The organism is Variovorax sp. W1I1, assembly GCF_030815625.1.
Taxonomy (GTDB): domain Bacteria; phylum Pseudomonadota; class Gammaproteobacteria; order Burkholderiales; family Burkholderiaceae_C; genus Variovorax; species Variovorax paradoxus_C.
In genome coordinates this window covers 2,282,094-2,308,974 of record NZ_JAUSWZ010000001.1, presented here as the reverse complement: position 1 = coordinate 2,308,974, position 26,881 = coordinate 2,282,094, and the positions used below count along the sequence as shown (strand labels likewise).

The following is a 26,881-nucleotide window of genomic DNA, read 5'->3' as shown; positions in this document are numbered from 1 at the left end:
GCCGCCGCTGGCTCGCGGGCGCGCCATCTTCAGTTACTCCGAGCCATCGCGCCGCCGCGCCCCCGCGTACTTGCAGCCAGCCGGTCGTGCCGGAGTAGAACTATTGCGTCGCCGAGTCCTGGTCCAAGGCGCTTTCAGCGTTGCCGGAGTTGCTCGCGCCGCCGGTGGCAGCCTTGACCATCGGACGGCCCGGTGCGGCGCTGTCTTCAGGAGAACGGCCGCTCGTTCCGGCGGAGTTGCTCGCCGCGACGGTGTAGTAGTAGGTGGTGCCATTGGTCACGGAGGTGTCCGTGTAGCTGCTGCCCGTGACGCCCGATGCGATGGCCTCGTAGGGCCCGCCGCTGAACTCGGAGCGGCCGACCGTGTAGCCGGTGGCCCCGAAGGACGCCTGCCAGCGCAGCGGGACGGCCCCATCGCCCGGCGAAGCCAGCAGCATGGCGGGTGCCGCCGGGATGACGCGCGGCGCCCCACCGTCGCCGCCGGTGATCTGGACATTGCTGAAGACGCTGTTGTTCAACTTGCTTGTGACCGACGAGACCACCAACCCGACATAGATCGTGTCGGGAACGGGGGCGACGATGCGGCCGACATCGGTGGCGGCCCAATTGGTGCCATCGGGAGAAACGTAGCCGGTGATGATGTTCCCGATGCGCTCGAGCTTCACCCAGTGAGTGGGTCCAGAACTCGTGACCTTGTTCGCGTAGTTCGAGCCGCCATACACCGCCAGTTTCGTCATGTTCTGCAAGACTTCACTCTTGTAGTTCATCGCCATCCAGGCGCGCGGAGCGCCTGGTTCCAAGCTTGTGCGCATCATCACACCCGCCACTGCGGACGGGTGGGTGTTCTCGAGCGACTCGACCTTCGCGATGATGGCGCTGTTGCCGGTGAGGGCCTTGTAGACAAAGTGGGAACTGTCGAGTGCGCCCCAGATACCCCAGCCTGACCCAGCCACGTTCCATTTGCCGGCGGCGTAGGTGGCCGAGCCGGCTTGGCTGGCCCCCCCGATGTCGGCACTGCTGAACCCCGAGGTGATCGAGGTGCTCGTAGGAATGGGCAGCGCCGGCGGCGGCGTTGCCTTGGAGGTGTCGGACTCCCTGAGGAACATGAAGCTGGTGCCGTCCACCGATGTCCCGAGGAGCCTCTGCGCGATGAAGGGTGCCTGGAGTCCCTTGCGCAGGACGTAGGCGCCATGGAGTTGGGTCAGCGCCGTGCTCCCGCGATTGGCGCCGCCCCAGCCGCGATTGGTGACGTCGGTGAGGTAGTAGCGATCGGTGGTGCCGAAAGGAAGGGCTGTCGTTGGGACGAGCTCGTTCACTCTCGCGAAATACTCACCCGCCGCCAGCAGGCGATTGTCGAAATCGGAATAGATGTCGATGCCTTGGGTCCAGAGCGCCTCGGCGAGCATGGTCAGCGACTTGAGCTGCCCATAGGCGTGCCCCTGGTCGCGGAGGTAGTCGCCGAGCATGCCGATGTCGTTGGAATTCCGCAGCCCGATGTGGGCCAGCGTACGGGCCTGATAAACGACCCTGTCCAATGTCTCGATGTCGTCGTTGTAGATCGCCATCAGCCCAAGAGCGGTGAGGGACAGTGCGCCCTTGTTGGCGGCACCGAACATGCTTTCGCCATAGGGGTTCGCCGCCGGCATCAGCACGTCCTTGAAGTACTTCTTGACTATCTCCGTGTCGGCCTCCTTCCAGCCCGGCCAAGTGGTGCGCAGGATTTCCGCGCCGCCGACGAAGTCGAGCGCGTAGTCGCCCAGGTCGAGCATCGACTCGCGACCCGAGAACTCCGTGTGGGTGGTGGCCCACCCCAGCAGCAGCCACTTTGCAATCTCCGCGTACCGCTCGTTACGGGTGAAGTACCACATCCGCGAGAGATTCGAGATCGCAACCATGTCGGAGCGCCAAGCATTGAGATTCTCGTCGGGGGCGCGGCTCACCTTCGCGAATGGGCCACCACGCCCTGCGTAGCTGAGCCTGGAGTTGGGACTGTTCGCCAATTGGTTGTAGCCGGACTTCCAAGGCTCCCTTCCCTGATCGATGTTTGCCTTGAGTGTCGCGAGATCCGAGAGGCTGACCCCGACGCCCGGGTGCTTGATGACACGGGCCACCGGGGTGCCGTCTCCCGGGGCTGCGGGGACTTCGGGGGTGACACCGGGGGTGGAGGGAGTCTCCGGTGTGCCTCCTGCGACGGCGGGGACCTCCGGGGCGCCCCCGCCGACAGCAGGGACCGGAGCGACCGCCTGGAAGCTCCCCGAATCTCCGCCCCCGCAACCCGGGAGTACGACCGCGCTCAACACGAGCAACGCAGCAGCAAAAATGGTTCTGTCAAACATAAGAGAGCCTTGAATTAATGCGCGGAAAAGTCGCGGGGTAAGGAACAGGCCAACAGCTTTCCTGGAGGCGTCGATTTCATTGATGAGCCACGAGCCGCCTTGAAGGCTTTTCGGCTCGCGAGGCGGGTGAATCCTGGCGTTCATCCAAGAAGACGTCGCAGCCGGATCACGTGCGATTGCGGCGTGCGATCGCTACTTCAGGGCCGCACCGCCTCGCGCCAGGTACTGGCCCGAGAGGCGGGCGAACTGGCCGCCATCGGTGGCGAGCGAGGTCTGCACTTTGCCACCTGGGCTGAAGACGATGGCGAAGGTGTGGATGTCTCCGTACTCCTGGGCGTTGCGCAGCATGTAGTCGACATGGTTGTCGCGGTAGTGCAGGTCGGTGCCGCCAGGCGTATCGGACGGCACGCCCATCGGCGTCTGCCACCACAGGATCGGGAGTCCGTTGCCCAGGGCTGCGCGGTAATCCGAAATCTGCTTCTGCGAGTCGTGGAAATTCGGGCTGGTCTTGTTGCTTGCGTCCCAATAGAACGTTCCGGTTCGGTCCTTGCATTCTTCGGGCCGCGGTGTGACTTCCCAGCAGCCCGCGTCGCGGTCGCTGGTCTGCGCGACGATGAAGTCCGCCTTGTCCGCTCCGACCGCGCGCATCTGCGCACCGATCTCGGCAGCGGTGCCGCTCCAGAAGGAGGGCGGGAACCCCACCAGCGCCTTGGGCGCGATCTGCCTGCCCATCTGCACGAGGCATTGGCCGAAACCCGCGGCGGTGTCCGGCAACCCGGCGCATTCAGGCTGGTTGCTCACGCGGGCTGGAACTTGCGTCGCATCGTGATCGGACCTCTTGGCCGCAAGGAATCCCCAGAAGTCCGGCTCCAGGTTGATCAGGACGGGCCCGCGCAGATCCGCGATGAGTTGGTACATCAGCCGCGTCTGGCTCCAGTATTTGCTCATGAAGGCCGCGTCGTTGATGCGGCTCAGATCGCCCTGCATCTGGTAGAGCGTGAACATGGAAATCGCGCCGTAGGCCTGGTTGGTTTGCGCGGTGTATGTGATGAACGCGCCGTCGGGACTGTTCCAGCTGGGCCAGGTTTTTTCACCGGTGCCCACGAGGTAGGTGTCGATGATGTCCGGGCGAATGTTCTGGCTTTTCATCTGATCCATCTCGCCCAAGCCGAGCCCGAACAGCACCCGCGCGGGCTTGCCCAGCTTGGTCACCAGTGCGGTGGTCGCTGCGACGGACGAAGTGCCTCCATCTGTGCCGCCGCTCGTGCCCCCCGTACCGCTCGTCCCACCTGTGCCACCGCTACCTTGGCCGGTGCCACTGCTGCCTTGACTGCCATTGCCCAGACCGAACAGGCCGGCCAGGCCACTGCCCTGGTTGCCGCCACCTCCACCGCCGCAGCCAGACAGGAGCACCGAAAGCATCAGTGCACAAACGCATCCTCGGGGAAACATCATCATGAGTATTTTTTTAAGATTGAAAAAGACCAGCCGCCACGCGCGTTGCGCACTTCTCATGCGGGGATTGCTGTCGTCGCGCATGGCCAAGGGCATGCCGCAGGCCAGGCCCCGATCCACTCGCAAGCTGCGCCATGAGGCGCACGATTCATGCCTCGGTTCCCCGCTGGGAAGAACACGCCGATCGAGCCCGGAAAGTGACGCGGAGCGTCGCTTCGAACTCGCCATGCGACAAGTTATGGCCTGCGCTTAAGTGAAGTCCGACAAAAATGGAATTACTGGCGCAGCAGTCCCAACCCGAACTAAAACTTGTGCCTGACAAGGCGCTTCATTCACCATTCAGGCATCGACGAAGTGGGACACCCGAGACTTCATCTTAGTTTTTTGACTGCATCGAAAATCGAGATGCACTCACTCATTTTTCAGTGGAATGCCATTGTTCTCTCACGCCGTGCGCATGGCTTCTGAACGCCCTCGTGGCGCAGCTCCGAATCGGAGATTTCAGAATGCCTAGCACTCCGCGCCCTTGGTGATTGCCTCGAAAAATGAGCGTCTGAATTCCATTTTTCATGGCTAATGGAAACTGCGCGTTTCAGTAAACAATCAGCGCGCAAGGTTCCCGAATGACACATGGGGTCCGCATCGCTCGCAAGAGCCGAATCTCTTGCGAGCGATGCCGGGCGATGGATGCGAACGCGACTCCCGAGGGTCGACGAGACAGCAACGGCGTGTGATCGACATCGAAATTCAAACCGCCGTTGGCGTCGTACCCCCATGCTCCCTTTCCCCCTTCGGCTGCTGCGTGCCGCAATGATTCCCCTTGGTGCTCGGCCCTTCGATCCGAGACGAACCGCCTGCAAGTGAAAGAGCTCGGCGCACGGGGCGCTCTACGGTTCCGATTCCTCCTCCGGGCAATCTGCCTGGGCCTGCTTGCGGCCGGCGCGGTCGGCAGCGCCTCTGCGCAGAATGCGATCAAGGCGGTCGCAAGCGCCATGCAACAGGGTGTGGAGGTGATCCAGATTGACCTGGCACGACCGCCCGCCGCCGCGCCCAGCGGCTTTTCGGTCGCGAGCCCTGCGCGCATCGCACTGGACTTCGTTGGCGCCACCAACGATGTCGGACGCGCAGCCATCGAAGTGAATCAACCCAACCTGCGTTCGATCAACGTGGTGCAGGCCGGCGAGCGCAGCCGGGTGGTGTTGAACCTGCGGCAGCCGGTGCCTTACACGGCAGAGCTGCAAGGCAATTCGGTGCGGGTCACGCTTCAGGCGGTTGCCACTGCCACTGCCACTGCCGTTACCGAGACACGGACGGTGGAAACGCACGCGCCGCCCGATGCCGCGGCAGCGCCCGTTGTTCGCAGCAGTCCGATCACGCTCAATTTCTCCGACGCCGACATCGAGGCCGTGGCCCGCACCATGGCGGTTGTCACCGGGCGCAATGTGGTGGTCGATCCGCGCGTGAAGGGCACGATGGATCTGGTGACCGACCGCCCCGTGCAGCCGGCCGCGGCCTTCGACCAGTTCGCCGCGGCGCTGCGTTTGCAGGGCTTTGCGGTGGTGGAGGCCGACGGCCTCTACAAGGTGGTGCTCGAAGCCAACGCCAAGCTGCAGAGCGTTGCCGTGAACACCTCCATCGGTGCCGTGCCTTCGTCGGCCAGCAACCAGGTGGTCACCCAGATCTTCAGGCTCAACCACGAGTCGCCCAATGCCCTGATGTCGGTGCTGCGCCCGCTGATTCCGCCGAACAACACCATCCACGTGAGCCCGGGCAACAACTCGCTCGTTATCACCGACTACGCCGACAACATGCGCCGGCTCGCGCGCATCATCGCGGCGCTCGATGTGCCGAATGCCTCCGATGTCGAGGTCATCCAGCTGAAGCACTCGATCGCCACCGACCTCATTCCGCTGGTGCAGCGGCTCATCGATGGCGGTGCCTCGAGCGCACCGAATGTCAGCGATGCACCGGGCGCCGCCGACGCATCCTTTCGCACCACGCTCTTGGCCGATGCGCGCAGCAATTCGGTGCTCATGCGTGCGGCCAACCCGGCGCGCGCGCAGCTCGTGCGCACGCTGATCGAGAAGCTCGACCGCCCGCCCGCGGAAAGCAGCAATGGCGTGGCCGGCAACATCTATGTGGTCTATCTCAAGAACGCCGACGCGGTACGGCTCGCGGCCACGCTGCGCGCCGCAATGGCGGCGAACCGGCCATCAGGCACCGCAGGCGCGGGCGACGGCAGCAGTGCCGTGCCGCAGCAGGTCACGCAGAACAGCACGGGCGGTGGCGGGCAAAGCGGCTCGGCCGCCGCCAACGCACCGCTCAACAACGCGAACCAGCCCTCCACCGGCGGCCAGATCCAGGCCGACCCGTCGACCAACTCGCTGATCATCACGGCCCCCGAGCCGCAGTACCGGCAGATGCGCGCGGTGATCGACAAGCTCGACGGCCGACGCGCGCAGGTGATGATCGAAGCGCTGATCGTCGAGGTCAGCGCCAACAAGGCGGCGAACTTCGGCGTCCAATGGCAGAGCGCGCTGGGCAACAACGCGGTCATCGGCACCAACTCCAGCCTCAACAGGAACAACATCCTGGCCCTTACGCAGGCCTTGGCCACCCGCAACGCCGCGGGTCTGGCCTCCTCGATCCAGCCGGGGCTGAACCTGGGCATTGCCGGCAAGATCGGCGGCCAGTACATCCTGGGCGCCATCGCCAACTTCTTCAACAGCGACGGCGATGCCAACGTGCTCTCGACGCCCAACCTGCTGACGCTGGACAACGAAGAGGCCAAGATCATCATCGGCCAGAACGTGCCCTTCCCCACCGGCTCGTACGCGAGCACCTCGGGCTCGGTGGGCGTGAACCCGTTCACCACCGTGGAGCGCAAGGACGTGGGCCTCACCCTGCGCGTGCGCCCGACGATCAACGAGAACGGCACGGTGCGCATGACGATCTTCCAGGAGACCTCGACGGTCGACCAGAACTCGCTGGCCAACCCCAACGGTCCGACCACCAACAAGCGCTCGATCGAATCGAGCGTGCTGGTGGAAGACGGCGGCCTGGTGATGCTGGGCGGGCTGCTGTCGGACACCTACAACAACAACATCGAGAAGATCCCGCTGGCCGGCGACATCCCGGTGCTGGGCAACCTGTTCAAGAACGAGAACCGCACGCGCAACAAGAGCAACCTGATGATGTTCCTGCGCCCGGCGGTGATGCGCGACGGCGCTTCGACCGAAGCCTTTGCCTACGACCGCTACGACGAGATCCGCGGCCAGCAGTTGCAGGTGCAGCCCAACACCGACAACGTGATGCTGCGCGGCGTGAACGCCGCCCCGGTGCTGCCTGAAGCGGCGCTGCAGCGCTCGAACAACCGCGGCAACGGCAGCACCCGCATGGAGGGCACGCAGCTCATTCCGCCGCCGCAGCCTTTGGCCGACACCCGCAAGCTCGCCTCAAGCCCGCTGCGTGGCGCCCTGCCCCCCACCGCCGACCCGGTCAGCGGACGGGAGCTTCCGTAGGGCAGCAAGCGGAGGTGTTCAGCGTCATCGCGATATGTGTGAAGCACCCTGCGCGGTCTTGCGCTTCCTTTTGCGCGCCCAACCCGATGACGTACCGAGGCGCTCCGCAGCTTCACGTGTCGGCACTTGCAACCGCGCGCCACGAAGCACATGCGCGCAGTTCAAGCCACCTGGTGAGTTGCTCCGCAGGCCCCCCACCCCGAATCAACAGCCGCGGGCAAACTTCCTACAGCGCAAGCCAAGCATGGCCGATGAAGGATGACGGCCCGACGAAGGAAACCTGCAGCCTGGGCTTTGAAGTTCACCCAGCAACACGAGGAATCCCAACACATGGCAACCAGCAGCATCCTGGGCGGCGAACGCGCTCCCATCGAACCCAAAGGCACCGACGAAGACAGCCTCGGTCCCTCCGACTCCAGCGACAGCGGCAGCGATGCCGCAGGCACGGGCAATCGCGCGGCGGCCGAGGCCGGGATCGAGGAGCCGACCGATTCGGACATCCTCCCCGACCGCGTCGGCGTGATCCCGGATGCGGCGCATGAAGTGGACACGGCCGCCGAAGATCCGGAAGCGGCCCGCGTCGAGGACCTTGCCGAGGAGAACGAAGACCGCGAAGACCGCGAAGACAACGAAGACGGCGAGCCCGAGAACGCCTGATGCCCGCCGGCAAATCGCCAAGGGAAAAGCCGCCCGCGCACCGCGTGGACCGAGCCTTGCGCGATGTCTTCGGCCACAAGCGTTTGCGCGCCGGCCAGGCGGAAGTGATCGAGCGCGTGCTGGCTGGCCTGTCCACGCTCGCGGTGATGCCCACGGGCGCCGGCAAGTCGCTCTGCTACCAGTTGCCCGCTGTGCTGCTCGAAGGCCAGACCGTCGTGGTCTCCCCGCTCATCGCGTTGATGAAAGACCAGTGCGACAGGCTGCGAGCGCTCGGCATTCGCGCCGTGCAGGTCAACAGTTCGCTCGGTGCCGAGGAGCTGGCGCAATCGGAAGCCGACATCGACGCCGGCACTGCGCGGATCGTGTTGACGACGCCCGAGCGGTTGTCCGATCCGGATTTCCTGCGGCGCCTGGGCGCGCACCCGGTGGCGCTGGTCGCGGTCGACGAGGCGCATTGCATCTCGCAATGGGGCCATGACTTCCGGCCCGCATTCCTGGAGATCGGCCCCGCCATCCGGGCTTTGGGCAGTCCGCCCGTGCTCGCGCTGACGGCGACCGCGGGCGACGACGTGGCCGCCGATGTGATGAAGCTCCTGGACATCCCACGCTCGGGGCTGGTCGATACCGGCGCCTACCGCGCCAACCTGCGCTTTGCCGTCGAACAGCTCGCCAACGAAAAGGAGCGCTTGCGCCGCACGGTCGAATTCGTGCGTGAAACGCCGGGCAGCGGCATCGTCTACGCCGCCACGGTGAAGGCCGCCGAGCATGCGTTCGATGCGCTGAAGGTGCGCGATGAATCGGTGGCGCTCTATCACGGCAAGCTCGGCGCGCGCGAGCGCAGCGCTGCGCAGGAGGCGTTCATGGCGGGCGAGGTACGCGTCATGGTTGCCACCAACGCCTTCGGCATGGGCATCGACAAGCCCGACATCCGCTTCGTTCTGCACTGCCAGATGCCGGCGAGCCTGCATGCCTATTACCAGGAGGCCGGACGCGCCGGACGCGATGGAAAAGAGGCGCGCTGCCTGCTCCTGTTCCATGCCAAGGACCGCACAGTGCAGCAGTTCTTTTTGGCCGGAAAGTATCCGCAGCTGGAGGATCTGGACGCGATCTACCGGCAGTTGCTCGCCGAGCCGCCCGAGGCCGGGGGATGGACGGCCGCGCACCTGCTCGACGCGCTGGGCCGGCCGCGCACTCGAATGCAGTCGGGCATCGCGGTGCTGAAGCACGCGCAAGTGCTCCAGGCCGACCGGCGCGGGCGACTGTCGGTGCGCCAGCGCGCTGCCGGCAAGGTCGACTTCTCCGCGGTGCTCGATGCCTACAAAACCCGACGGCAGCAGGACCGCGAAACGCTCGAGCGCATGGTGTCGTACGCGCAGTCGGGCCAGTGCCGGTGGCAGTTGCTCCTTAGCGATCTCGATCAGGCGGCGGAACCCAAACGCTGCGGCACGTGCGACAACTGCCGGCGCATCGAGGCCCATGAAAAAGAAATGGCGCAACCGATCTTCGTGGACGACGGCGACGCGGAGCCTGCCGTTCGCACCCTGCCGGCTTTCGCTGCCCATGATCGGGTGCGTGTCCGGCGCTTCGGGCTGGGCGTGGTCGTCGCTTCGGACGCGACGTCGATCACCGTCGGATTCGCGGACGGGACCCAGCGCTGCTTCCATCCGGACTATGTGACCCGTCTGCGCCGTGAATCGGGGGCAGCCCGCGTGCGCGGCTGATTGCCCTGGTACATGGCAGATGCCTGCCACTCCAACAGCCCAGCATGCGCGCTGCACTGGGAGGTTGGGCCAAATGCCTCAGCCAACCACGGATCGTGAGATAGATCGCGACAAGAGCGCGCGGCAAAGAAAAAGGGCTAGCCGGTATTTACCGGCTAGCCCTCGAGATTGTTGGTAGGACGTACTGGATTCGAACCAGTGACCAACGGATTAAAAGTCCGACGAATCGATTATTCGTGGATATTCGTCAGTGTTCGTAGAATCGTCGCTATCGCCTCATTTCCCCTCTTGTAATGGTTTTCCCATCCGTCTGAATGTTGATGGATGTTCATGTAAATCCATCACAGACGGCTACATGGTGGCTACACGACAGGGAAGACCATGGCACGCCCACCGCGCAATCAAGCACTCGACCTCTCCGAACCAATTGACCTCACCGCCGGAGTAATTGAGCGGCTGGCCTGCCCTCCTGGCAAGCAGCAAGCGTTCTTGAGGGACAGCAAAGCTCCCGGCCTTCGTGTGCGCGTCACTGCCAACGGGGCCAAGTCGTTCGTGTTCGAGGCCAAGCTAGATCGTCAGACCATCCGGCGCACTATTGGCGACGTGCGAGCGTGGCGGATCGATGCGGCCCGAGCTGAGGCTTTCCGGCTCCGCGTGGCGATGGATGGGGGCGACGATCCGCGCGTACTCGCCCGCCAGCGGGAAGAAGCCAAGGCTGCAGCCGCGATGCAGGCAGTGAAAGAGGCGGTGACTGTTGGTGATGCATGGAAGCTCTATCTGCAGGCCCGTAAACCCAAGTGGGGAGTTCGTCACTACGCCGACCACGAGAAGCTCACCCAGGAAGGCGGGAAGAGCAGCAAGCGGGGCACGAGAGGCAGCGGCAAGACAAAGCCAGGCCCACTGCATCCGCTACTCTCCCTGAAACTCTCTGACCTCACGTCATCGGAGATTGAGGCATGGGCCGCGCAACAGGGGCAAGAGCGCCAGACGTACGGGCGGCTTGCGTGGCGCTGCCTGAAAGCATTCATCACCTGGTGCAGTGAAGAGTCCGACTACAAGGCCATCGTGATGATGGACGCGGCCAAGACCCGAAAGACCCGCGATGCGTTTGGCAAAGCGGGGAAGAAAAAGGACGTTCTCCTGAAGGAACAGCTTCCTGCGTGGTTTGCAGCAGTTCATGCGCTACCAAGCCCCACCCTCGCGGCCTACCTGCAAACACTTCTCTTGATTGGGTCGCGCCGCGGCGAATTACTGGCGCTGAGATGGACCGACATCGATGAACGCTGGAGGGGGATCACCATCCGAGACAAGGTGGAGGGGGAAAGGCAGATCCCTCTGACGCCGTATGTTTGGCAGTTGCTATCTGCCCTCCCCCGGGTCAATCAGTACGTGTTCGCCAGTCCGGTGAAGGAGAAAGCCCACCTCTCCGACCCGAATGGTGGGATGGCCGACGCATGCGCTGCCGCGAACCTGGAAGGACTCACGCTGCACGGCTTGCGTCGCTCGTTCAAGAGCCTTACAGAGTGGCTGGAAATCCCTGCCGGCGTGGTCGCCCAGATCATGGGCCACAAGCCGTCAGCGACCGCAGAAAAGCACTACACGGTGCGACCGCTCGACTTGCTGCGTATCCATCATGAACGCATCGAGGCATGGATCCTGGAGCAGGCCGGCGTCCAGTTCGCACTGCTGAAGGCCACCCCAGAGACCCGGCCGGAGACGCCGTAGATCTGAAACACCCTCACCAGCAACCCTGCAAAACCTGCAAAAGTCCCTTTCGTCGGTTTTGCTGGTCGCGGGGGCGTGCAGTTTCGAGAAACCCAGGACCATCCGAATCCGGCGATAACTAGAACCACGGCCAGCTTGGCGGCCGTGTATGACGATGTCAGCGCTTCTTGGCCGCGTGGTAGTTCCACCCCTCCACAAGAGGAATCAGCTTTTCCTCGACATAGCCGCGTAGTTCCTCGGGCTCAACCAAGATGTACGAGATGCCGATCTTCCGCCCGGCTAGGACTGCCTGACGAACCTCGTCCAGCTTAGAGCCTGTCTTCTCGTGCTTCCCAATCAAGTGGTTCGAAATGCGCGTGCGAAGGTTGGACCGGGCACTCTTTCCCACGTACCTTGGTTCCCATTTCGTAAGGTCTTCGGCCTCAAGGAATAACGCATAGACATTGCCGTTGTTGCGAAGCTTTCCTAAGAACCCTTCGTTGAGCTCTTTGATCGTTATCTGACACCAGTTCGTGGCCGAGCAGTCGAGCGGGAACTTGACGATCTCCATGGGCGGGTTAGACAGCAAGGTCTTTGCGCACTTCTTGGCAAAGGTTTCCAAGCTGGCAGCTTGGTTGAATTCAAGGCTTTTGGGTTTCATCTTCTTAGTTGCTCGAGGTGGCTCCAGCTTCTCTCGGTGAACGCCAAGGCGCGCAAGAAGCAGCAGTGATTGGAGGTTTCATCACTATGCCAAAGCTTGACTGACACCCCTTTACTTTCGTGCCTCTTGGAAAAGTACACCTAACTTCAAATTAGGTGTACCATTCCAAAAATGAACACGGAAACCAAGCACGGCGGAGCAAGACCAGGCGGTGGCAGGAAGCCGCGCGTAGCTGGTGCTCCCGCAACATCTCCAGTGACGATCAAGCTGTCAGAGGCGCAAAAGGAAAAGCTGCAGATTCTCGGCGGCGCCCCCTGGGTGCGCGAGAAGATCGAAAAGGCGAAATTGCCTAAGGAATGAACGCTGCGCCTCAGGGCGATCAAGCTAGACGAAACGAGTTTGATACTGAGGCAGAAAAGGCGACGGCCCAAGGTGCTGGACACACCGAGGACCGTCTAACCAAAACGTGCAACTCTGAAAGGACCGCACATCATGGCTACTAACATTATCAAGCAGCTGCAGGTCGCGGCTACCCAAAGCGCGACCCTCGCGGGCGTGACCATCAGCAAGGCGTCGACATGGTGCGACACGTTTCATGGGACGGCGGAAGCATTGATTGCTTCCGGCCTCATCGCCGCTGATCAACTTCCCGGGCAGCCGAACATGCCGAAGGTTTCGGCAACGTTCTACAACGGTATTCGCTGCGATGACAGGCGGCGCCGGGTGCCGCGCGATCTCGGCTACTTGAATGTCTCGCGCCCTGCGACGGGGAAAAAAGTAACGGTCCAAGTCGGTATTTCTGCAGGCGAAGCCAAGAAGCGCCGCGATGCCAGCAATGCAGAGCTTGCTGGGCAACTTGACGCCAGGCGGGCCCGGCAATCGAACTACGCTGCGATGAGTGAAGCCGAATTCCGCGAAACGGCATCGAATCTGGTGATGAGCCTCTGGTTAGTTGGGTCCGCGGATGATCGCCCGCGTGCTGATGTGTACCCGTTCGAACTGTCGGAGGATGGTGCTGACAAGTTGCTAACCGCGCTGCGGCAGGTCATGAGCATTATCAGTTCCGCGCCGCTGCAGTCCGTCACCAAAGAACGTGAAAACCTGCTGAAGGCTCAAAAGGACAAAGCCTTCCAGTCTTTCCTGCGCATGCAGTGCATCCCTAGCGCGGGAGAAAGCCATGCGTAAAGCAGCCCACGTCATCGCGGCCAACAACGTCGTACCGTTCCCTGTGCGTGCAGCCGCGGCTCCGATCAAAGCCATCCGCAGAGGCCGCAAGCCGAAGTGCACCAATGTGCTCAAGTTCACCGGCAAGAAGATCGACAACTACGATTGCAATGCGCGGCGCTCAGATTGGCAAGAAGGCTTGTTGGAGCAAATGGCGCTGATGTACGAGCGCGCCGTCAAGGGTGAGTTTTCGGGGCTGATGATCATTGGCTCGAGAGGAGTACCGAAGAACGGCTCAGGCCCTAACGGGTTGTCTTATAGCCTGTCCGGGATCTTCGGCACTGATTTGGCGCTTGCTGCGAGGTACGCAGAAGCGATGGGAGTAGAGGCAGAAAAACTCGCGGTGGAGCGCCCAGCTCGCCCGTTGTGATATGTTGATTTCGGAAGGCGCTAGGGGTTGCTCCCGAACATCCGTTTCCCTGACGGACTGCGCCGGCCTTTTCCTTCAGGGCTGCACTTTGGGGGTGCAATGAATCTCGACAAGAAAAATCACCAGATCTCGGGCGAGGTGCCGGGTAAGTCCAGTACACCACCTGAAGAAGCAAGTGGCCGACGCGACGATCTGCCGTGGCCCGGCTATCCAACTGAGGCGCAGAATAGGGAGTACATCGTTGCTTGGTGGGACGCCGACCTCCAAGCAACTCAATGGTTCGGGTTGTCGCGCCTCACTGCACTCGAAGCCGCCCTGCTGCTGTGCAACCTGAATCCGAAACATAGCGAAATACTGACGGTGATGCTCAGGACTGAAGGCGAGCCCAAGGCGGACGACTTCAAGTTGATGCGGCGCGTATTTGAAGATGTAGCCCTGGACGGTGTACCGCGCAGCCTCAGGCAATGGCTGGAAGTGGCGAATCAACGCAAGCTCAAACATCACTCGTGGGTGGACCAATATCTGATGGCACTCGGCGAAGCAGCTGAAGAGCGGTCGCGAACTGATCCTCCTGTCGCCACCATTCCCGTGACCAGTACGCCCACCCAGCCGCTTCAAAAGCAAATCGCGCAACGGAATCGGATTCTTCAGTTGATCAAAGAGCAAGGCTTCGATCCGCTGAACTTGCCGGAAAGGCCCAAGGGCGGGGCTGGAGCAAAAGCGGCAGTAAAAAAAATCGCATTGACTGAAACGACGCTGTTTTCGGCCAGTTCGTTTGAGAAAGCTTGGGAGAGCCTCCGAGGAGCAGGAGAAGTCGCGGGCGCCAACTAGAAGCGCCAAAACCGGTATCCCCCAAGTTGGGGTACAGGGGACGCTTGCGGAGGTGGATAGTCGATAAAAAAAGATGAGCCATGTTCAACAAACCGAGAGGTTTCTACATGGCAACAAAGACTATTCAACCCGTCGCACTCGAGCATGAAACCCGCTCGACACTGCCGACGCCCGAGGCCGCCTTTCATCTGAATCGCGCGCCACAAACGCTTCGCCTTTGGGCGTGCCTGGAAAACGGGCCGCTTCGCCCGATCCGCATGCATGGCCGCTTGGCTTGGCCGACCGCTGAGATTCGTCGCCTTATGGGAGTGCCTTCGTGAGCGCGTCCCAATACCCTGTCAGCCATGTGCAGTGGGGCGACTTCACGATCCCCTACGCAGACGCGCTGGATCGCGCCACGGAAGCCGAGCTCATCGCGACAGGTTTCCGACTCACGATGAGAGTGGTCCGCACCGTGGATGGCGTGCCGACCCTCGAAACGATCATCGACTACTTCGAGCTCGCCCGCCTGATTGAAAAGGTCATGGAGGTGGCGAAGTGGACGCAATGAAAAAGCCCCAGGCGCCATTGACGGCACAGGGGGCTATTCAGAATCTTGCAGGGGTGCCGGATTCTATCGTAGCCAACCCACCTTTTGTTGCCTCCTCTTGCTACGCAGCGGCGGAGGAAAAACGCTTCGCAACCCTTGCGGCGCAGTACGCCCTCGCGGGCCATTCGTTGATCCGTTCGCAGCCAGGCGAGGGGAAATCCCCCTACTACTGCACGCGCTGGGGATACCTGCGCCCCGTGCAGAGCCTCGACAACGCCGAACAGCTCCTAGAACAGATCGCGGGGAAGAAATGAACAACTGGATTGAACAATTTCGGAAAGCCATGACTGATGCAGGCCTGCATGCACCCGAAGAAATTCAGGACGACGGCAAGCTTCATCGCTTCAGCCCGACAGGTAAGAACAAGGACGATGCTGGTTGGTACGTGCTGCACCTTGACGGCATCCCGGCCGGCGTCTTCGGTGACTGGCGCGCGGGGTTCCAGCAGAGCTGGTGCGCAAAGGCAGATTTCGAAATGACCGACGCCGAGAGGCAATGCATTCGAACGCGCATCAAACAGGCTCAAGTTGAACGTGATCGGGAGACCGAACGGCGCAGGATCGAGGCTGCCGCGCGCGCCGATGCCATGTGGACTGCTGCCGTCCCCGCTGCTGGCCACCCCTACCTACTGCGCAAGCAAGTAAAGGCGTGCGGGTTGCGCATCGGCCAGTGGACCAAGCTGGATCACGACACCGGAGAGTTGGTCAGGCTCGAGAACGTGCTGTACGTACCTATGCGCGACTCAACCGGCAAACTGCACAGCCTACAGGGCGTAACTGAGAGCGGCGACAAGCACTTCCTGCCGGGCGGAAGGGTGAAAGGGTGCTATCACTCGATTGGTCGGCCGAGCGGGCGGCTGATCGTCGTCGAAGGCTATGCGACCGGGGCAACTGTGCAAGAGGCTACAGGCGACGCCGTAGCCGTGGCGTTCAACGCCGGCAATCTGGAACCTGTCGCCCGCGCACTGAGGGCGAAGTACCCGTGTCTCTCCATCGTGATTGCCGCTGACGACGATTGGCGCACGAAGGATCCGAGGACCGGCGATCTATGCAATCCAGGTCTTGCGGCTGCCAAGCAGGCGGCTGCTGCGGTTGGGGGTCTGCTTGCCGTTCCCGACTTTACCGGCCTTCAACGCGGAGACCAAGACACCGATTTCAACGACCTCGCCCGGCTTGCGGGTGCTATCAAGATCGGCGGCCACGCATGAACGCCTACGCTTCGACCGAGCGCCTGGAAGCAGTGCGTGACGCCATCAACAGCGCCCTGCCCTCGCTGGACGGCTGGCCCGTCCCAGCTCCACTGCCTGAAGCGCTGCCCCCTGTTGCGGCGTTTGATCCTGACCTTCTCCCAGAAGAGATTCGCGAATGGGTAATGGACATCGCGCATCGGATGCAGGCTCCCGCAGATTTCGCCGCGGTAGGTGCGATCACAGCCCTCTCCAGCCTGATCGGCGCCCGTGCTGTGGTTCAACCAAAGGCCAAGGACGATTGGCGAGTGGTGCCGAATCTCTGGGGCTTGATCATCGGTAGCCCCGGTGTAATGAAGTCACCAGCGCTCGCTGAGTCGCTTCGCCCGCTGAACAAGCTCGAAGCAGACGCGCGAGAAGTATGGGAAGCAGAGCACGAGGCCTGGCAACTGGACGCGAAGGTCGCGGAGATGCAGACCGACGCCAACGCCAGGGAGGCCAAGGGATGTGCAGTCAAGGATCCGGCAAAGGCTCGTGACCTCCTCCGTCCTATCGAGCTACCAGCTTCGCCACCCGAACGTAGATTCATCGTCAACGATGCCACGGTGGAAAAACTCGGTGAGCTGATGGGTGCGAATCCATGGGGCTTCCTGGCGTACCGCGATGAAATCTACGGACTGCTCAAGAGTATGGACCGCGAAGGCCAAGAAGGAGCTCGTGCGTTCTACCTCCAGGGATACGATGGAAATCAGTCTTACACCTTTGATCGGATCGGACGTGGGACCGTCCGAATCGAGCGGGTGTGCCTTGCAATGCTCGGCGGCATCCAGCCCGGCCGCATCCAGAGCTATGTACGCGACGCCGTGACTGGCGGGTCTGGTGATGATGGACTGCTCCAGCGCTTCGCCCTCACAGTCTGGCCCGACGTCAGCGGCAGCTTCAAGAACGTAGATGTCTGGCCCGACACGCATGCGAAGCAGCGCGCAAGGGACGTGTTCGAACGCCTGGCGGGGATCTCGGTCGATGGTGAAGCCGCGGTATGGCGGTTTGACGATGCCTCGCAATCCATCTTCAACGAATGGCGCGAAGAATTCGAAACCGAGATTCGCGGCGGCGACCTCCACCCTGCCCTGGTCGCACACCTTTCGAAGTACCGGAAGCTGATCCCCGCCCTCGCGTTGATCTTCGCCATGATCGATGCGCCCGAAGCCGGCGTGATCGAGGATCGGCACCTAATGCGCTCACTCGCATGGGGTGACTATCTTCGAACCCATGCAGAACGGCTGTACAGCGCCGCAGTTACGCCGGAGACCGGTGCTGCTCGGTCCCTGCTCACCAAGCTCCGCAGCGGCGTCCTAGGAGCTTCCTTCACCCCGCGTGAAGTCGCACGCAAATGCTGGGCGGGTTTGGGCACCAGCGAAGCAGCGCGCAAGGCAGCCGACATCCTGACCGACTACGACTATCTGCAGCGGGAGATCGTTCAGACGGGCGGCCGTCCGAGCGAGCAATACACCGTCAACCCACGCGTGCGAGGTGCAGCATGAACGACAACACAGTGGCGAAGGATGCCAAGGTCACGATCACTGCCGAAAACGTTGCGGTGGACACAGCCTACTACTGGCGGGGAATGGAGGACTGCCCCATCGGAAGCAAGGTCCAACTGTTGACTGCTGGAGGTCTTCCCCAATACGGGCGTTGGGATGGCAGGAACCCCTTCTATGTGGGTTGGGCGCCGCTTCCAAAGCGTCGGCCCGCGTCAGATGGAGGTGCCGCATGAACTGGCTCGCGAGGCTCAAGGAAAAGACAACAGGCCCCTCCACTGCCCCAGCAGAACCGACAAAAGCCACTTCTGCGGGTTTTGTCAGTGCCTGGGAGGCACCTGCAGCGGATTTCGGCCCTGTCGTGAACGACCCGGAGTTTCATTCGGAGGATCCGGATCGCTGGTGCTGGCCGAAGACCGAGGCCATGAACGGTCGCGAGATAGATCTCATGATCGCTCGCTCAAACCTGTTCTCTGACCGAGGGATGAGAACCGACGACGCCGAGCGCCTGGCAGATGTCCTCGTGAATCGTGATCGTGAGATGGATGACCGGCGCCTCTGCATGGAATGCGCGCATCTCAGTGGTCGTCGGTGCAGCGCGTCGGCGATTGCAGGGGCTGGCCAGAACGTTGTCGCGCTCGTTCTGTTGCCGCAGCGGTGTCCAGCCTTCAAGCCCGCGGAGGTTCTATGGATGAGCAGTTGAAGGCATCGATCACCAAGACCTGAATCGCCCCGGATTCCCTAGACACTTTGAGCCGTTGGAAATGGCGTCGCTCGAACTCTACGGGCGACAGGTCGCCAGCGGTGTTGTGGCGACGCCTGGGGTTATAGAACATTTCGATGTAGTTGAAGACATCTGCCCTGGCCTCATCGCGCGTCGAATAGATTTGTCGGCGAATGCGCTCTCGCTTGAGTAACTGGAAGAAGCTCTCTGCGACTGCGTTGTCATGGCAGTTGCCGCGCCGGCTCATGCTGCTCACCAGGTTGTGATCGCGCAGGAAGCTTTGCCAGTCATGGCTGGTGAACTGGCTGCCTTGGTCGGAATGCACGGTGACCGTCGCTTTGGGTTGGCGCCGCCACAAAGCCATCAACAAAGCATTGAGGGCCAATTCAGTATCGATGCGGTGCCCCATGGACCAGCCGATGACATGGCGCGAGAACAAGTCGATCACCACGCTCAGATACAGCCAGCCCTCGTGGGTACGGATGTAGGTGATGTCCGTGACCCAGGACTGGTTGGGCTCGCTGACTATGAAGCGTCGCTGCAGATGATTGGGGGCGACCACGGCAGGCTTGCCACCACGACTTCCAGGCCGTCGGCGGTAGCCCGTCTGGGAGCGCAGCCCCTCGAGCTTGAGCAGGCGAGCCACGCGATGCTTGCCGCATGTCTCGCCCAGATCGCGCATGTCCATGGTCAGCTTGCGGTAGCCATAGACGCCTCCACTCTCCAGCCAGGCGTGCTTGAGAAGGCCCAGCAGACGTTGATCGTCCTTGCCACGAAAACTCATCGGCTCGATCTTCCAGGCGTAGTAGCCGCTGGGGTGAACGGCCATGACCTTGCACAGCCTGCGAACGCTGTGCTCGCCTTCATGGCGCTCGATGAATGCGTACTTCACCCGGACTGCTTGGCAAAGTACGCTGCGGCCTTTTTTAGGATGTCGCGCTCCTCGGTCACACGCTTGAGCTCGGCCTTCAGCCGCCGCAGTTCGTCTGTCTGCGACACCTGCGCCTGCCGATCACCGGTGGGCATGCGCTGGGCCTTGATCCATTGATAAAGACTGTGCTGACTCACGCCCAGCCGGGCCGACACATCGGCCACCTTGTGGCCGCGCTCGGTGATCTGCTTGACCGCTTCGGCCTTGAATTCTTCGGGATATCTCTGCTTACTCATGGCACCTCCTATTGGGCCTCAGGTTTGAGGCTCAGAGGTGTCTAGAAAACCCGGGGCGATTCAACCAGCGCGCGGCTGCATGCCTCCGCTGTGTTCCACAAGCTGACCGTTTCGGGCGATTTCCGGGTAAACGAAAAGGGTGCCGCGTTTCTCCTTGGGTTCTCGCCCGGGTACTTCAAAGCTCTCCGTCAGCAGGGGGACGGACCGATGTTCTATGCACTTGGGCTCGACGGTGGCCGATACAGCTACCAGCTTGATGACTTGGCCTCTTGGATCGAGATGGCCCGCGAGACCAGTAACGACAGATAACGACCCTTAGGAGCATGGAGTCTGCTGCCCCGAAAGAGGAGCATCAAACTCTATGTTCAAAGACGTCCAAACCAGTGCAGAGGCGGCCAGCAACGACCCCCAACGACACCCGCTAGGCGAGCCGCTGAGCATCCTTCGACTGCCCGCCGTGATTCGTCGCGTCGGGCTTTCGCGCTCATCGATCTACAGCTATCAACGCGCCGGAATCTTTCCGCGCGCTGTGAAGATCGGCCCTCACGCGATGGGCTACGTTGAGCAGGAGATCAATGACTGGATCAACAGAGCACGCCAAGGCCGCGAAAGGGTCGGCGCATGAGCGGGGCTTCCATGCTCTCGACTCCAAGCCTCCCCGCTGGGGAGAGCATTGCCCATCACTTCGGTGGACACGTCTACATCAAGGAAACCAACATTAATGCTGGCCAGATCCTGGTGCAACACAAACACGCCTATGACCATCTCTCGTACCTTGTGAGCGGCCGAGCTTCACTGGAGGTTGATGGCAGCAAGCGAATCATTCAGGGACCGGCCGCGATGACCATTGAGGCCGGCAAGCACCACGGTGTGACCGCCCTAACGGACTGCGTTTGGCTGTGCATCCACTCGACCGACTGCACGGATGCCGATCAAGTTGATGAAGTGCTGATGGTCGCCGCAGACCCGTCAGTGATCGCCGCGATGCTGGGAGGCGCGCAATGAGCCACATCAAGTTGCTTGCGCAGGGCATCAACGTTGCACCCATGCTGTGGGCGCTGCAATCGAATCCGCAACTGTGGGACCAGCAAACTGCCCGCACGGAGTCGCCAGATTCTCCGTGCCACGAGCTGTCTGACATCTGGGCGCGCTACGCAGATCCCAAGACAATGCGGGAGGACGGCTCACACGATTCCGTCTGGTATCCGACTTCGGATTTCCTGCCGGTCAAAGACCTTGTGTATCCGCTTATGCAGGCTGCGCAAGGTGATCGCCTAGGCGGCGTGCTCATTACTCGCATCAAGCCCGGCCAGATTTGCAAGCCACACACCGATCCGGGATGGCACGCGCGCTACTACCAGAAGTTCGCGATCCAAATTCAAAGCGCACCGGGGCAAGCCTTCCACTTCGAGGGCGAGTCTCTTGTCACCAAACCCGGTGACGTTTTCTGGTTCGACAACGCCTTCACGCATTGGGTGACCAATGACAGTGAGAGCGACCGAATCACCATGATCGTCTGCATCAAGACGGATAAGGGAGTCTAGATATGCCATGGGCAGCAGCAGGCGCTATTGGGGGCGCACTCATCACCGCGAACGCAGCCGGAGATGCAGCGGACGCGCAATCCGGCGCCTCGCAGCAATCCACGCAACTGCAGATGATGATGGCCGCGCAACAGCGGCAGGACCTCGACCCTTGGGTAAAAGCCGGAAGCGGCGCGCAAAACCTGCTCAGTCGCTACCTCGGGACGGGCAGCGTCGGTTCGTCCGGCGTGACGTCGATGGGCCTTGCCACCGGCCTCACGCCCGACCAGGTGCGCGCTCAACTCCTTAGCCGGTTCACCAAACAACCTGCTGCCGGTGCTGGCTCTTCGGCGCCGCTCTATCGGACGGGACAGGACGCAATTGATGCCCTTGGCGCACAAGGCGCGCACGACTACTTCCAGCAGCAAAATGCTCAAGGCGCGAACGCAGATCGCTCATCCTTGTGGACGACCCCCAATAGAACCAACCCGGGACAGGATGGGCAAACCATCTATGACGGTGCGGGCACGCCACCCAGCGGGCCTGCCGGCGAGGTCGATTACGAAGGTCTCGACGCTGCCATTGCCAAGTACTACGACGAGCAGAAGGCGCAGGAAGACGCCATCAAGGCCGACCCAACTTACGGCTCGTTGCTTCGCCCGTACCGCAACGGCGAAGAATTCAGTTTTACCGGCAAGGATCTACTAACCGATCCGGGCTACAAGTTCGGACTCGACCAGGGGACGATGGGTATCGAGCGCGGGCAAGCTGCTCGCGGCAACTTCCTCTCTGGCGCGGCGATGAAGGAACTCGCCCGGTACAACGAGGACTACGCCGGCACGAAGTTCAACGAAGGCTTCGGGCGCGCGCAAAGCACCTGGAACACGAACCTCAATGCCTACGACAGCAACCGGAACACCATCTACAACTTTCTGACCGGGCAAAGCACCCTTGGTCAGAACTCAGCGGCGCGCGTCGGTGCGGGTTCTCAACAGGCTGCCAACGCAGCAGGACAGAACATTGCTGCTGCTGGAAATGCGAGCTCGGCAGCAAGCATCGTGGGCGGCAATGCGCTCACCTCAGGGCTCAACTCGCTGGCGAACACGATGCGCAGCAACAACAACCCAAGCAGCGCGGCGGGCTGGAACAGCCTCATCTCGGCTGGCCCCACTCCCTACGGTCAGAGCTCGACCAGCGTAAGCGGGCCGACCGGATGGACGTCGCCTACCAATTTCTTCGCCGGCACGAACGGGAGTTTGAACTAATGGCACTCGATCCTTCAATCATTCTGCAGGCCGGCCGAGGTGTGACGCCTCTGATGTCGAACGCCGAGATCGAAGAGCAGCAGGCCGAGCGCGAGATGCGCGCGATGAAGATGAGCCAAGCACGCCAGGCCATGTCCGACGACAACTCACTCCGGCAAGCGTATTCCGCGGGCGGGAACATCGGCCAGACGCTCCGGCAAAAGGGCCTCTACAAGCCGGCGATGGAGTACCAGAAATTCCAGACCGAGCAGCAGAAAGCTCAAGCTGATGCAGAGAAGGCAAAGCTCGATACCGGCATCAAACACTTTGAGTTCGTCGGCCAGGTCATGAGTGGCGTGAACGACCAAACCACCTTCGACATCGCCCGCCAAAGAATTGGGCAGAGGCTAGGTCCAGAGGCGATGGCAAACATCCCTGCGGTCTATGACCCTGCGGCAATTGCTCGCAATCAGCAACAGGCAATGAGCGTCAAGGACCAGATGGAGCAACGGCTGAAGGCCCTGACCGCTGGCGAAACGCAGCGCCACAACTTGGCGACGGAGAGCAATGCAGCCGGCAGTCTCAACGTCGCACAGGGGAACCTTGAGGTTGGTCGCGGCAACCTTTCGGTGAATCAGCAGCGCTTTACAGCCGATCAGAACGCGCCGAAGGGGCAAGTTGTACAGACCGCCGATGGTCCAGTGATCGTAGATACGCGGGCCGGTACGTCTCGCCCCGTGATGGATGCAGCGGGCAACCCTGCACGCCGCCCTGGCAAGGACATCCCACCGAACGTCAACAAGTCGATCATCGAGAACCAGCAGAACATCAGCAAGATCGACAAAGCCATAGCAGCAATCAGCGCCAAACCAAGCTCCTTGGGTGCTCAGTACATGGTGCCTGGTGCTGAGACGCTGGGGCAGTATCTGGACCCAGAAGGTGTGGAGGCCCGAGCCGGCGTTGCTGACATCGGTTCTCTGATCCTGCACGACCGCTCCGGCGCTGCGGTGACAGCCTCTGAAACGCCTCGCCTACGCCCGTTCATCCCCAGTGCGTCGGATTCACCGGACGTCGCCAAAAAGAAGCTCGCCCGCTTCAAGGCAATTTACGAAGAAGAAGCGGGCCTGCTTGCCCAAACCTACAGCGCCGATCAAGGCTACAAGGAATCTCCAGCACTGAAGGCTGCTCCCCGTCGAACGGACCAGACTGCCTCCAACGTGAATACCCCAGCCGCCACACCCGCGCCGGCGCCTGCTCGGACGGTCAAACGTCGCGGCACGCTGAACGGTCGGAAGGTTGTCGAATACTCAGACGGGAGCATTGACTATGCCGATTGATCGCGATGCGGTGCTGTGGGAGTCGGAGCCGAAGCGCACCGGCGCTCCTGCCGAATTCAAACAGGTCTACGGCCCGGCTGCCGAGCGGGTCTCGAAGGCGCTTGGCGTCCCTGCGAACGTCATCCTGGGGCAATGGGGCCTTGAGACGGGATGGGGCAAGAGCGTCATCCCTGGCACAAACAACCTCGGCAACATCAAAGACTTCGCAGGCGGTGGCGTAGCTGCGACCGACAACATGACGGGGAGCCGTGATAAGTACCGTTCCTACGCCACGCCTGAAGCCTTCGCAGACGACTACGTTAGCCTCGTACAGCGCAAGTTTCCAGGCGCTGTGGGAGCCAAGAACGCGAGTGCCTTCGCATCGGCGCTGAAAGACGGCGGCTACGCCGAAGATCCCGGGTACGTGACCAAGGTTGCGCAGGCCTCAAGCATGATGGACCGTCAACCCGGCCCCGTCATGGCGCGACTCGGCAAGATGGTCGAAGGCGTCATCCCCAGCGCTCAGGCAGCACCCACGGGGCCACAAATCGACGCACGGCAAGTGCAGTGGGAAGACATTCCAGCCGCGGCGCCGAAACAGGCGACGATCGATCCGAGGTCGGTCTTGTGGGAGTCGGGAACCGAAGGCGGTGGTGCTGCCTTTGGGGTGTATCCGAACAGCCGCCGCCAGCCAGGCAACAACACGCCAAATGCATCCGATGCCATCGTCATGGGCCTTGCCCGAGGCGTCAAAGACCCCATCGATACGGGAGCTCAACTACTCGCCACAGGCTATGACAAGCTCACGGGCGGAGGCCCCAGCGTGTCGGGTCTGGTAACTGGCCAACAAGGCGAAGGTGCGCGTGTCCGTGCCATGAACGAGCAAGGTAAAGCTGACTTCAAAGACCAGTACGGAGATAGCGGTCTGGCGAGCGCCGGTCGAGTGGTTGGAAACGTAGCCGCAACTCTTCCAGTTGGCCCTGCTCTTGGCACCGCGGCAAAGGGATTGGGCCTCAGCAGGTTCGGCACTGCTCTCGCCTCTGGCGGCGGGACGACCGGCGCAGTTGTGGCGCCGGGCTTGCTGTCCGCTGCGGGCAACATGGGAATTCGAATGGCTGGTGGCGCTGCAACGGGTGCTGCGACCGCAGGACTGATCGACCCGTCCGCTACCAGCCTGGGTGCCGGCATTGGGGCGTTCCTGCCCCCCGCTACTCGATTGGTCGGCGCCGGATCCAACAGTTTGGGATCGCTTTTCAGGCCCTTCACTGCGTCGGGCCAAGAACGCATCGTTGGCAACGCCTTGCGTGAGTTTTCTACCAATCCGACTGCGGCTAGGAACGCTCTGGCGAACGCAACGGAAGTCGTTCCTGGCTCCGCTCCAATCGCAGCAACCGCAGCCGGAGACGATGGCATCGCTGCCCTCAGTCGCACCATGCAGAACACGAGCCCAACCTACGCTGCGAACCTGTCTGCTCGGCAAGTCGCTCAGAACCAGGCGCGGACTGCAGCGCTTGAAGACGTGGCTGGCAACACAGGAAAGCTGCGAATCGCCGAGGACGCGCGGGACGCCTTGACGGCGCCAATGCGAGAGCGCGCGCTGCAGGCTGCGGGAAATGTACCTACAGCGGGAATCATCGGCTCGTTGGACGAGTTGATCGCCAACCCGAACAACGCCGGAAACCTGGCTCAGCAGGCCCTGCGGCAGTTCAAGAAGCAGATCGAAGGTCTCACGAGCGACGGGGCGATCAATGCGCGGGCGCTGTACGAAGTTCGCAAAGACATCGGACAGCTGATGCAAGGCAAGCTTCAAGGCGAAGCCGGAAATCTGCGCTATGCAAAGGGGCAGTTGAACGCCGTGCAAGAGATCATCGATGAGGCCATCGACAATGCGGCCCGCCGTGGGGCTGCGCCAGTCGCCAGTACTTCTCGAGAACTCGCCGTACCCGGTTCGCAGATGGCCTTGCAAGGGGGCAGGAGTGCTGCCTCACAAACCGCTGAGGCCGGGGCGCCGAACTGGCGCGGTTACTTGCAGTCGTACTCGCAGGAAAGCATCCCGATCAAGCAGATGGAAACCCTGGAGGAGATCATGAAGGCGCTTCAAACCGGAACCGTCGATTCGCAAGGCGCGATGATTCTCTCGGCGCCAAAGCTGAACGGCATTCTGAAGAATCAAGGGAGCGATCTGGTGAGGGAGTTGAGCCCGAAGCAGATGAGCGTCCTTCGGGGCATCCAAGCTGACCTGAACGCCGCTCAAATCGCCAACAACACAGGCCGGGCAGTCGGGTCCAACACCGTTCAGAACCTTGGGCAAGGCCAGCTTCTGGAAAGCATTCTCGGAAGGCGTCTCGGCGGATCGACAGGCGCAACTGCAACCCTCGGCCGCTTGCTTCAGGTTCCCTATGGGACGGCAAACAAGCAGATTCAGGAGCGTTTGGGAGCCGCCCTGCTCGATCCAAAGGAAGCAGCCCGACTGATGACCGAGCCTCAAGGGAATTCGCTGCTACGAGCGTTCCAGAACAGCAGCCTTCCGTACAGGGCCGTACCGGCTATTTCCGCCCGGTGATGCCCTTCCAGAAGTTCCAGGCAGCGACGACTGCCAGAACCCCCAGAACTTTGATGACGAGCCAGTCGCTGTAGTCCATGAGCCGATTCTAGAACTCTCGGCTGTGCAGCTTCACGTGGCATTCGCCGAACGGGCGCGCAGCTAACTCGGGTGAGCGCCGTCTGCCGCGCTGCCGAGCGCCCGTTCGGCGTGCGGTCAGATAGGATCGACAGACTCATCCTTGTTGCCCAATCATGCGAACGTCAAAATCCGAATCGTTGCTCGAGCAAACGCGCCGGGAAGCACGCGAGTTCTCGAAGGGATGGACTTGGGAGCGCGTCCTACGCAATTGGCGTGATCGTCTCGATGACTTCGGGGTCGATGTCGACCCAATCTTTCGCGAGGTCTCAGTCCGTGATCCGGCGGGCCGCCGCGACCCTGCGCTCTCCTGGTGGCCAAGCAAGGACTTCGACGTGTTGCGCGCCAACATCCACCAGCACTTCGAACGCTGGCCAGGAACCGTCGGACCAGTTCACCCAGAGTTGAGCATGCGTCGGGGAGAAGTCGATA

22 protein-coding genes and 1 pseudogene are annotated in these 26,881 nt (G+C 61.9%); 19 read left to right on the top strand and 4 right to left on the bottom strand.

Features of this window, described 5'->3' with window-relative positions; all coding sequences use genetic code 11:
- Positions 1-100: 100 nt before the first annotated feature.
- On the bottom strand, positions 101-2,110 hold the full coding sequence (locus tag QFZ83_RS10955) for an alginate lyase family protein (RefSeq protein ID WP_307506049.1): 2,010 nt from the start codon (positions 2,108-2,110) through the stop codon (positions 101-103).
- Between the two features lie 417 nt (positions 2,111-2,527).
- Complete coding sequence (locus tag QFZ83_RS10950; protein ID WP_307506046.1) at positions 2,528-3,874, bottom strand: hypothetical protein; 1,347 nt, start codon at positions 3,872-3,874, stop codon at positions 2,528-2,530.
- A 908-nt stretch (positions 3,875-4,782) separates the two neighbouring features.
- On the opposite strand from QFZ83_RS10950, the gene gspD reads away from it, so the two are divergent.
- The 4 genes from gspD (at position 4,783) to QFZ83_RS10930 (ending at position 11,414) form a co-directional block, all read left to right on the top strand.
- Positions 4,783-7,311, top strand: coding sequence for a type II secretion system secretin GspD (gspD, locus tag QFZ83_RS10945; RefSeq protein WP_307506042.1), 2,529 nt, complete (start codon positions 4,783-4,785; stop codon positions 7,309-7,311).
- A 330-nt stretch (positions 7,312-7,641) separates the two neighbouring features.
- Positions 7,642-7,968 (top strand): hypothetical protein, encoded by a 327-nt coding sequence (locus QFZ83_RS10940; RefSeq protein WP_307506039.1) that lies wholly within the window; start codon positions 7,642-7,644, stop codon positions 7,966-7,968.
- The gene (locus QFZ83_RS10935; protein WP_307506037.1) at positions 7,968-9,689 is read left to right on the top strand and encodes an ATP-dependent DNA helicase RecQ; all 1,722 of its coding nucleotides are present in this window, start codon (positions 7,968-7,970) and stop codon (positions 9,687-9,689) included. Before QFZ83_RS10940 ends, QFZ83_RS10935 begins: the two co-directional genes overlap by 1 nt.
- Positions 9,690-10,070: 381 nt before the next feature.
- Entirely contained in the window at positions 10,071-11,414 is a 1,344-nt protein-coding gene (locus QFZ83_RS10930) for an integrase family protein (RefSeq protein WP_307506034.1), read from the top strand.
- Positions 11,415-11,571: 157 nt separating this feature from the next.
- Here QFZ83_RS10930 and QFZ83_RS10925 read toward each other — a convergent pair whose 3' ends face one another.
- Positions 11,572-12,054 (bottom strand): GIY-YIG nuclease family protein, encoded by a 483-nt coding sequence (locus QFZ83_RS10925; protein WP_307506031.1) that lies wholly within the window; start codon positions 12,052-12,054, stop codon positions 11,572-11,574.
- A gap of 492 nt (positions 12,055-12,546) precedes the next feature.
- Here QFZ83_RS10925 and QFZ83_RS10920 point away from each other — a divergent pair, with 492 nt between their 5' ends.
- The 9 genes from QFZ83_RS10920 (at position 12,547) to QFZ83_RS10880 (ending at position 18,498) form a co-directional block, all read left to right on the top strand.
- Complete coding sequence (locus QFZ83_RS10920) at positions 12,547-13,239, top strand: hypothetical protein (RefSeq protein ID WP_307506030.1); 693 nt, start codon at positions 12,547-12,549, stop codon at positions 13,237-13,239.
- Positions 13,232-13,648 carry a hypothetical protein gene (locus tag QFZ83_RS10915; RefSeq protein ID WP_307506028.1) on the top strand — a complete coding sequence of 139 codons (417 nt, stop codon included), beginning with the start codon at positions 13,232-13,234 and terminating at the stop codon, positions 13,646-13,648. Before QFZ83_RS10920 ends, QFZ83_RS10915 begins: the two co-directional genes overlap by 8 nt.
- 99 nt (positions 13,649-13,747) lie before the next feature.
- Positions 13,748-14,479, top strand: coding sequence for a hypothetical protein (locus tag QFZ83_RS10910; protein WP_307506026.1), 732 nt, complete (start codon positions 13,748-13,750; stop codon positions 14,477-14,479).
- 80 nt (positions 14,480-14,559) lie between these two features.
- Positions 14,560-14,799 carry a hypothetical protein gene (locus tag QFZ83_RS10905; protein WP_307506023.1) on the top strand — a complete coding sequence of 80 codons (240 nt, stop codon included), beginning with the start codon at positions 14,560-14,562 and terminating at the stop codon, positions 14,797-14,799.
- Positions 14,796-15,029: a hypothetical protein gene (locus QFZ83_RS10900; RefSeq protein WP_307506020.1), complete on the top strand. Its 234-nt coding sequence runs from the start codon at positions 14,796-14,798 to the stop codon at positions 15,027-15,029. The genes QFZ83_RS10905 and QFZ83_RS10900 overlap by 4 nt, the downstream gene beginning before the upstream one ends.
- Entirely contained in the window at positions 15,026-15,322 is a 297-nt protein-coding gene (locus QFZ83_RS10895; RefSeq protein WP_307506017.1) for a hypothetical protein, read from the top strand. The genes QFZ83_RS10900 and QFZ83_RS10895 overlap by 4 nt, the downstream gene beginning before the upstream one ends.
- The gene (locus tag QFZ83_RS10890; RefSeq protein WP_307506013.1) at positions 15,319-16,275 is read left to right on the top strand and encodes a toprim domain-containing protein; all 957 of its coding nucleotides are present in this window, start codon (positions 15,319-15,321) and stop codon (positions 16,273-16,275) included. Before QFZ83_RS10895 ends, QFZ83_RS10890 begins: the two co-directional genes overlap by 4 nt.
- Positions 16,272-17,798, top strand: coding sequence for a YfjI family protein (locus QFZ83_RS10885; protein ID WP_307506010.1), 1,527 nt, complete (start codon positions 16,272-16,274; stop codon positions 17,796-17,798). The genes QFZ83_RS10890 and QFZ83_RS10885 overlap by 4 nt, the downstream gene beginning before the upstream one ends.
- Before the next feature lie 229 nt (positions 17,799-18,027).
- Entirely contained in the window at positions 18,028-18,498 is a 471-nt protein-coding gene (locus QFZ83_RS10880; protein ID WP_307506007.1) for a hypothetical protein, read from the top strand.
- A 46-nt stretch (positions 18,499-18,544) separates the two neighbouring features.
- Here the strand turns inward: QFZ83_RS10880 and QFZ83_RS10875 are convergent.
- Positions 18,545-19,686, bottom strand: a pseudogene (locus QFZ83_RS10875) (IS3 family transposase); the annotation flags it as partial.
- Between the two features lie 361 nt (positions 19,687-20,047).
- On the opposite strand from QFZ83_RS10875, the gene QFZ83_RS10870 reads away from it, so the two are divergent.
- From QFZ83_RS10870 to QFZ83_RS10845, 6 genes are read left to right on the top strand one after another with little or no spacing between them, the layout of a single operon-like run.
- On the top strand, positions 20,048-20,311 hold the full coding sequence (locus QFZ83_RS10870; protein ID WP_307506004.1) for an AlpA family transcriptional regulator: 264 nt from the start codon (positions 20,048-20,050) through the stop codon (positions 20,309-20,311).
- Positions 20,308-20,691: a cupin domain-containing protein gene (locus QFZ83_RS10865; RefSeq protein WP_307506001.1), complete on the top strand. Its 384-nt coding sequence runs from the start codon at positions 20,308-20,310 to the stop codon at positions 20,689-20,691. The genes QFZ83_RS10870 and QFZ83_RS10865 overlap by 4 nt, the downstream gene beginning before the upstream one ends.
- A complete protein-coding gene (locus tag QFZ83_RS10860; protein ID WP_307505998.1) occupies positions 20,688-21,230 on the top strand; it encodes an aspartyl/asparaginyl beta-hydroxylase domain-containing protein in 543 nt (180 codons plus the stop codon). Before QFZ83_RS10865 ends, QFZ83_RS10860 begins: the two co-directional genes overlap by 4 nt.
- A gap of 2 nt (positions 21,231-21,232) precedes the next feature.
- Entirely contained in the window at positions 21,233-22,474 is a 1,242-nt protein-coding gene (locus QFZ83_RS10855; RefSeq protein WP_307505996.1) for a hypothetical protein, read from the top strand.
- A complete protein-coding gene (locus QFZ83_RS10850) occupies positions 22,423-23,790 on the top strand; it encodes a hypothetical protein (RefSeq protein ID WP_307505993.1) in 1,368 nt (455 codons plus the stop codon). The genes QFZ83_RS10855 and QFZ83_RS10850 overlap by 52 nt, the downstream gene beginning before the upstream one ends.
- Positions 23,780-26,332 carry a glucosaminidase domain-containing protein gene (locus tag QFZ83_RS10845; protein ID WP_307505991.1) on the top strand — a complete coding sequence of 851 codons (2,553 nt, stop codon included), beginning with the start codon at positions 23,780-23,782 and terminating at the stop codon, positions 26,330-26,332. The genes QFZ83_RS10850 and QFZ83_RS10845 overlap by 11 nt, the downstream gene beginning before the upstream one ends.
- Positions 26,333-26,881 lie beyond the last annotated feature (549 nt).